Source organism: methanotrophic endosymbiont of Bathymodiolus puteoserpentis (Logatchev) (assembly GCF_900128525.1).
Taxonomy (GTDB): Bacteria; Pseudomonadota; Gammaproteobacteria; order Methylococcales; family Methylomonadaceae; genus Methyloprofundus.
This window is the reverse complement of record NZ_FQTQ01000115.1, coordinates 1-6,727: the sequence shown is the minus strand read 5'-3', so window position 1 is coordinate 6,727 and position 6,727 is coordinate 1. Positions and strand designations below refer to the sequence as shown.

Below are 6,727 nucleotides of genomic sequence, written 5' to 3'. Positions count from 1 at the left end.
AATATAGTCGTTAGTTCGTTGATTTGTAATTGTCCGCTATTCATGTTTTGCCAAAACAAAAATAGGATATTTGATTACATTTCAACGAACTATGCCACCTTTTTAGATTTTTTGTCGTGTACAGAGACAAAATGTATACACGCAAAAAATCAAATACATTAACAGCTTAAATAAAAGACTCTCTGTAAAAAAGCAGTATTAAGCGAACAAAACCAGGCGAAAAAACCTATAAAAAGAAACTACAGAGGGGGAGCGCGAGGCGCAATAGCAGATAAACTAACAGAGGACTGAACAATAAACACGTCGGCGAAAGCCGATGTGTTATTAATACCGAATAAATGAATAAATTGAGGTTTCGCATTGGCACAAAGAAAGTGTGATAGATCACTATCTAACAACAGCTTCTTTTGCGTAATAACTGCCTGCATATCAATAGCCGTAGCGACATGCTCACTATTACTGAATGATAAAGTATCCCCTGCATCTTGCCAAATGCGGCTAATTTCATCAATATGAATACCACTATCACCGTTATCAACTATCTGCACATGCGCATGCACCAAGGGCGATAAGCCCTGCAACACGAGTAAAAGCAATATAATAAAACGATGATATAATAAATTCATAACATGATGGTAGGTTAAATTGATAATTTTGTAAACTACTAATGATTTAACATCACTGTCTAGACAACTAGGAGGCACCTTTAGTTTATAATTTACAAGACTAAAAACTATCACACTAAGAAATGAATCTTTAGAATGACCTGCCTCAAATGCCTTTTCGTTTATAACTATGGACTCAGGTCTTCCCCTTACCTTTGTCCTTAATTTCTTTTACGATCTTAACGCCTTTCATGCGTTGCGCATAGATAATATCAAGCTCTTGCTTTAACGCTTCACATTTGTCACCTATGCCACATAACTCTAAATCCTTTTGTAACTTTCTTTCCTTTTCTTTTAATTTTTTCAATATCCTTTTTATATCACTTAAATGCCTTTCTTTTTCACGTTGATCAGCATCAAAAAAATCTTGTAACTTTTTTAGTAATTTTTTCTTACCCACAATGTTTCTCCTCTTGGCCTAGTCATTTTCAGTCTGCATCACTTTAACTAACTCATTATCATCTAACGTTAACTCACGCTCTGATTCAGTTGTGTTTTGCTGTTGTACAATAAAGACTGTTTCTGCCATAGCAACTAAATGATTTTTTATTTCATACATATACGAACTATCATTAATTAATGAAGTGCCCTCTTCAGGCTTGATTTTATGTTCTCTAATTAAGGCATCGATACTCGCATTCATTTGCTGGTCTTGCTCTTTGAGTTTTACTTTAAAGACATCAAATGAAAGTAACCCTATTTCTTCACCTGCTGTTTCAGCCTGTAAGCGAAATAACTCTAATTGCCTTAATAAATCAGCAATTTGATAGCGAATTTTTTCATATTCATCTGTAACAAAATGATTAGTAGAAAAGCTCGTCTTTAATAAATTTTTCTGTAAATGCTTAGTATCTTTTATTGCCTCAACGATATGTCGGCTAGCTTCACGTAACCAATATAAACTCCCTGATTGCCGCATTTCCCAAGTAAAACTCGCTTGGCTAATGTAAGCGATAATAGCGCTATAAATCCCTTTTACACTCCGATTGTAGGCAACATCAACATCATAAGGCGGTATTTTACGACTCTGCACAATTAATTGCTGTAAATCCTGTTCAGAAAATACACTGCGAGGAGAAAGCCCAATCGTTTTTAAAATAATATGACTAGCATGTTGATACAGGCGTACTGTTTCTTGTCGCACCGCTGATACTAAAGTATCTGGAAATGCCATGGCTGCATCATTTAAGTATTTAGGCTGATCAACTTTAATGCCTTCGCTCCTCAATGCTCTTTCCAAAAAAATTACCATTCGGCTAATAAAAGGCAACATAATGGCAACACCCACTAAATTAAACAGGGTATGAAAAATAGCCAACTTAAGTGTGTAGTCACTCTCGCTTATATCTACAGCGTCGGCAATTAAATCAACTACAACTATAAACTGGTTGACCATTAGCAAAGCAATCAACCCAGTAATAACATTAAATAATAAATGCGCGCCTGCTAAGCGCTTACCTTCTACAGAAGCACTTAATGCTCCAATGATGGCTGTAATGGTAGTCCCCACATTAGAACCAATCGCCAATGCCAACGCATTTTCATAGGTTATTTCTTGAACGGATAGAGCGGTAATAATGAGTACCATCGTCGCATGACTGGATTGCATAACGACGGTTGCCGCAATACCGATTAAGGTAAAAATCAATAAACCTTTCGTGCCTGTCAGAGCATATTGCGTTAAATCAATCGTTTCCCGAAAGGTTTCAAAACCTTCCTTCATATAAGAAATGCCTAAAAATAAAAAACCCATACCCGCTAAAATTGCACCGAGCCCTTTTAAAGTTTTATTTTTTTGCAACACGAGTAAGATACCAAGCACTAGCATAGGCATTGCATAAGCAGCGATGTCTACTTTTAAACCAAAGCCAGCAATTAACCATGCGCCAGTGGTTGTGCCTAAATTAGCACCAAAAATAATTCCTATACCAGCAGCTAGGTCTAATATTCCAACACTTAAAAATGAAATAGTGATGACAGTGACCAAAGAACTGGATTGCATCAAGGTGGTAGAGATCACACCAAAACCTAGGCTTTTCCATAATTTATCAGTACTGATACTTAAAATATTTTCTAATGTACCTCCTGTAAAGGATTGAAAACCCTGCTCTAAAGACAGCATACCGAAAAGGAAAATCGCCACGCCCGCGGCAATCTGATTAAAATCGGGACTTAACCACAAAGCATAGGCAAGTAATATGAAAATAGTGAGTAACAGTATTTTTTTTATCATTATAAATAAGACCATTCATAAGCCAATCGTGTCATTATAAGCTATAATTTACTGCTTATTTACGTATAGAACCTACACGCATGTTGACTGAATTTAAAACGATTGGCATTTTAGGGAAATCTAGCGGTTCGAGCATTGCCGAGACTTTGAATGAGCTCTACCAATTTTTAAAACCGAATTACCAAATTATTATTGACTCTACTAGTGCTTCCTTAGTCTATGATTTTTCTGGCCGAGCTATCTCAGCCGAAAAACTTGCTCAGCACTGCGATGTCTTACTAGCCGTAGGTGGTGATGGAACATTTTTATCTGCAGCACGCATTGCAGCAGGCAATAATATCCCGCTTATCGGCATTAATCTTGGACGTGTCGGCTTTCTAGTAGATATTTCACCTGATGAACTATTGAGTAAATTAGACGATATATTAAAAGGCAGATTTCGTAAAGAAAAACGCTATTTATTACGTACAAAAATTATTCGTAACAAACAAATTATCCATGAAGAAACTGCGGTTAACGAAGTCGTTATTCATCGCTGGGTCACACCGAGTATGATTGAGTTACAAACAACAATTGATGGTGTATACCTTAATACCCAGCGTTCTGATGGTTTAATTATATCGACACCGACGGGATCAACGGCCTATGCATTATCAGCAGGTGGGCCTATTATTCACCCTTCATTGAATGCTTTATTATTGGTGCCACTCAACCCGCATACTCTATCTAATCGCCCTATCGTGATTGGTGATAACTCTGAAATAGAAATTAATTTCATTAAAACCAACGAAATTAATGCCCAAGTCACTTGCGATCATATAGCCATTCCTGATGTATTAATCAGTGATACAATTCTGATCAAAAAAGACCCTAACCCGATTACTATACTGCACCCAGAAAATCATGATTTTTTTCATACTTTACGTGACAAACTCAGCTGGAGCAGTGGCTACCTTATCTAATTATGTTACAAAATCTTAATATTACTGATCTTGCTATCGTTGAATCTTTAGATCTAAACCTAGAAAAAGGCTTATCGGTACTAACGGGTGAAACCGGTGCAGGTAAATCTATTTTACTCACTGCCTTGGGGCTCGCTTTAGGTGAAAGAGCTGATGCTGGCTATGTACGCCCTGGCAGTCAACGTGCTGAAATCACTTTAAGCTTTGACTTAAGTGATGCGCCTAACGCACAAGCATGGTTAGAAGAAAATGAACTAGATGCCGATAAGCAATGTTTAATTCGTCGCACTATTCGTCAAGATGGGCGCTCAAAAGCCTATATTAATGGTAGCCCAACAACCCTTCAAGCTTTAAAACTCCTTAGTTCTCAATTAGTTGAGATTCACGGCCAACATGCTCACCTAACTTTATTAGAAAGCGATGAACAGCGGGAATTACTCGATAACTACGCACAAAATACAAGTTTACTAGCGGACACTAATCAAGCCTATCTACAGTGGCGTGCCAATTTTCATGAATTAGAAGCATTAATTAAATCCTCAACAGATCAAAGTAATCAAGAAGATTTATTGCGTTATCAACTTAACGAACTAGAACAGTTAGATTTAGTTAATTATGATTATGCAGCACTTTCTGCGGAGCATACTAAGTTAGCTAATTTAGAACAAATATTAAACGTTGGGCAAATCCAGCTTAATTTGTTATCAGAAAATGAACAACAATCTGCAAATCATTTAGTGAATCAAAGTATCAGCGCTTTAACGGGCTTAACCTCATTAGCCAGCGAGTTTGATGAGCCAAATAAACTATTAATTGAGGCGCAAATTCAAATCAATGAAGCCACACAACAATTACGCCGTTTTCTTGAGTCTCAGGAAATTGAACCACAACGCATGCAAGAATTAGATAATCAAATTAGCATTATTCAAAATCTATCACGAAAACACCATGTTAGCCCTGATGAACTACCTCAAGTTGCCGAAAAATTAAACCAAGACTTAGAGAATTTAAGTCACAGTACCGAGCGCATAGACGAGTTAAATAGTCTTGTTCAGCAAAACCAACAACAGTATTTTTCTCTTGCAAAAACACTAAGCCAAAAACGCATAAAAAGTGCCAAAAAACTATCCACACTCATTTCTTCGATGATTCAAGAACTTGGTATGCCACAGGGTGAATTTAGCATTAATGTAACGCCTCAGACAATTGAGCAACCTAAAATCAATGGCACAGACAAAATAGAATTTTTAGTCAGCGCCAATAAAGGCTTGCCCTTACGCCCTTTGGCTAAAGTCGCTTCAGGGGGTGAATTATCACGTATCAGTTTAGCCATTCAGGTCACAACTAGCCATGATAAAAATGCTGCTACCATGATATTTGATGAAGTGGATTCAGGTATCGGCGGTGGTATTGCCGAGATTGTCGGACAGAAACTACGCACTTTAGGAAATAGAGCACAAGTTTTATGTGTTACACATTTACCACAAGTCGCAGCGCAAGCGCATCAACACTTATTTGTTTATAAAAGTAATGATACAGCCATGACTACCTCACAAGTTAGAACTTTAACAACTGAACAGCGTATAGAAGAGATGGCTCGCATGCTAGGTGGAGTGAACATAACAAAATCAACCTTAACTCATGCGAAAGAAATGTTAATGACGGGACAAACCAATCTATAAACTGCTTTAGCTAAGAAGTGCCCACACAATCATGCTAATTTTATAAGTCCAATAAACTCTCGGAAAATATGACGACTTGATTTTTGCCCAACCTTTTCGCTTGATACATGGCTACATCAGCATAATGAATAAAACTATCAATATCCTCTCCTTGCTCATGCAATGTCTGTTGCGTTACGCAAAACATACCAATACTGGCACTAATTGAGACAAGTTGCCGATCAAATATCCACTGTAGCTCTGCAATGACTTTACGAATTCTTTCGGCAAAGGCCAAGCCATTACTAGCATCAGGGTGTGAAAATAGCACGACAAACTCTTCCCCACCAAAACGTGCCACAATATCCGAGTCGCGCATTTCTGTCTGTAAAGCTTTAGCCACATCGATTAAAACTTGATCGCCACAACTATGTCCATATTTATCATTAATAGCCTTAAAAGAATCCAAATCTATTAATAACAGACATAAAGTATCGCCATTGCGTGCCGTTCTTGCAACTGACTGAGTTACTTGTGCATAAAAGAAGCGTCGATTATATAGACCCGTTAAGCTATCTTTCATGGATAGACTTTCATAACGTTTTTTTAACGCACTCGCCTCAGCGAGTGCCTTTTCTAAATGTTCTGTTTTTTGCATAACCTGCAACTCCATTTTCTTTAATAAACGAAAGTTGCTGATTAACTGCCCCAGCATATTTTTGTAAATTGCTAATAAACGTAGATGCCAATCAGAAAAATAATGCGCTTCAGGATGTGAAATATTTAACACACCAAATAATTCACCTAACACGATAACCGGCACACTGATAATAGAGCCAGGAGTAAATGCCTTATCCACAAAAGCAAAGCGCTCATCATTATGGCAATCAGGACATTTTTGTAGCTCACCCAGTTGTGCCGCTAAACCAATAATGCCTTCACCTATTTTAAAGGTTAATGGATTATGCTTTCCATGCTCGCCACTGGATGCTTCACCTGCACTCAGGCCGGTTAAATTAACTAAACAATCATCTTTAGTTTTAATAAAAAAAGAACAGCGCTCCATATCCTGATTACTCATTAAGGAATGTGCATGAAATAACTTAGGCAACTTATAAAGTTGTTGCGTCAGGAATGGCAGTATAATTCCATTGCCTCAGGTGCTCATCAAATACAATTCGCATTGACTCTTTAAAACCCTCTGCA

At 37.4% G+C, this 6,727-nt stretch carries 6 protein-coding genes; 2 read left to right on the top strand and 4 right to left on the bottom strand.

Annotation, left to right across the window (positions count from 1 at the left end; genetic code table 11):
* Positions 1–239: 239 nt before the first annotated feature.
* The 3 genes from BQ7314_RS09680 to BQ7314_RS09670 all read right to left on the bottom strand — a co-directional run bounded on the left by BQ7314_RS09680 (position 240) and on the right by BQ7314_RS09670 (position 2,898).
* The gene (locus BQ7314_RS09680) at positions 240–626 is read right to left on the bottom strand and encodes a hypothetical protein (protein WP_174483504.1); all 387 of its coding nucleotides are present in this window, start codon (positions 624–626) and stop codon (positions 240–242) included.
* 175 nt (positions 627–801) lie between these two features.
* Positions 802–1,065, bottom strand: a complete 264-nt coding sequence (locus BQ7314_RS09675) for a hypothetical protein (RefSeq protein WP_174483503.1) — start codon at positions 1,063–1,065, stop codon at positions 802–804.
* An 18-nt stretch (positions 1,066–1,083) separates the two neighbouring features.
* Positions 1,084–2,898: a Na/Pi cotransporter family protein gene (locus BQ7314_RS09670; RefSeq protein ID WP_245394965.1), complete on the bottom strand. Its 1,815-nt coding sequence runs from the start codon at positions 2,896–2,898 to the stop codon at positions 1,084–1,086.
* Positions 2,899–2,978: 80 nt separating this feature from the next.
* Here BQ7314_RS09670 and BQ7314_RS09665 point away from each other — a divergent pair, with 80 nt between their 5' ends.
* Positions 2,979–3,860, top strand: coding sequence for an NAD(+) kinase (locus BQ7314_RS09665; protein WP_174483502.1), 882 nt, complete (start codon positions 2,979–2,981; stop codon positions 3,858–3,860).
* A gap of 2 nt (positions 3,861–3,862) precedes the next feature.
* On the top strand, positions 3,863–5,542 hold the full coding sequence (gene recN, locus BQ7314_RS09660) for a DNA repair protein RecN (RefSeq protein WP_174483501.1): 1,680 nt from the start codon (positions 3,863–3,865) through the stop codon (positions 5,540–5,542).
* A 40-nt stretch (positions 5,543–5,582) separates the two neighbouring features.
* Here recN and BQ7314_RS09655 read toward each other — a convergent pair whose 3' ends face one another.
* Complete coding sequence (locus tag BQ7314_RS09655; RefSeq protein ID WP_174483500.1) at positions 5,583–6,602, bottom strand: sensor domain-containing diguanylate cyclase; 1,020 nt, start codon at positions 6,600–6,602, stop codon at positions 5,583–5,585.
* Positions 6,603–6,727: the final 125 nt, after the last annotated feature.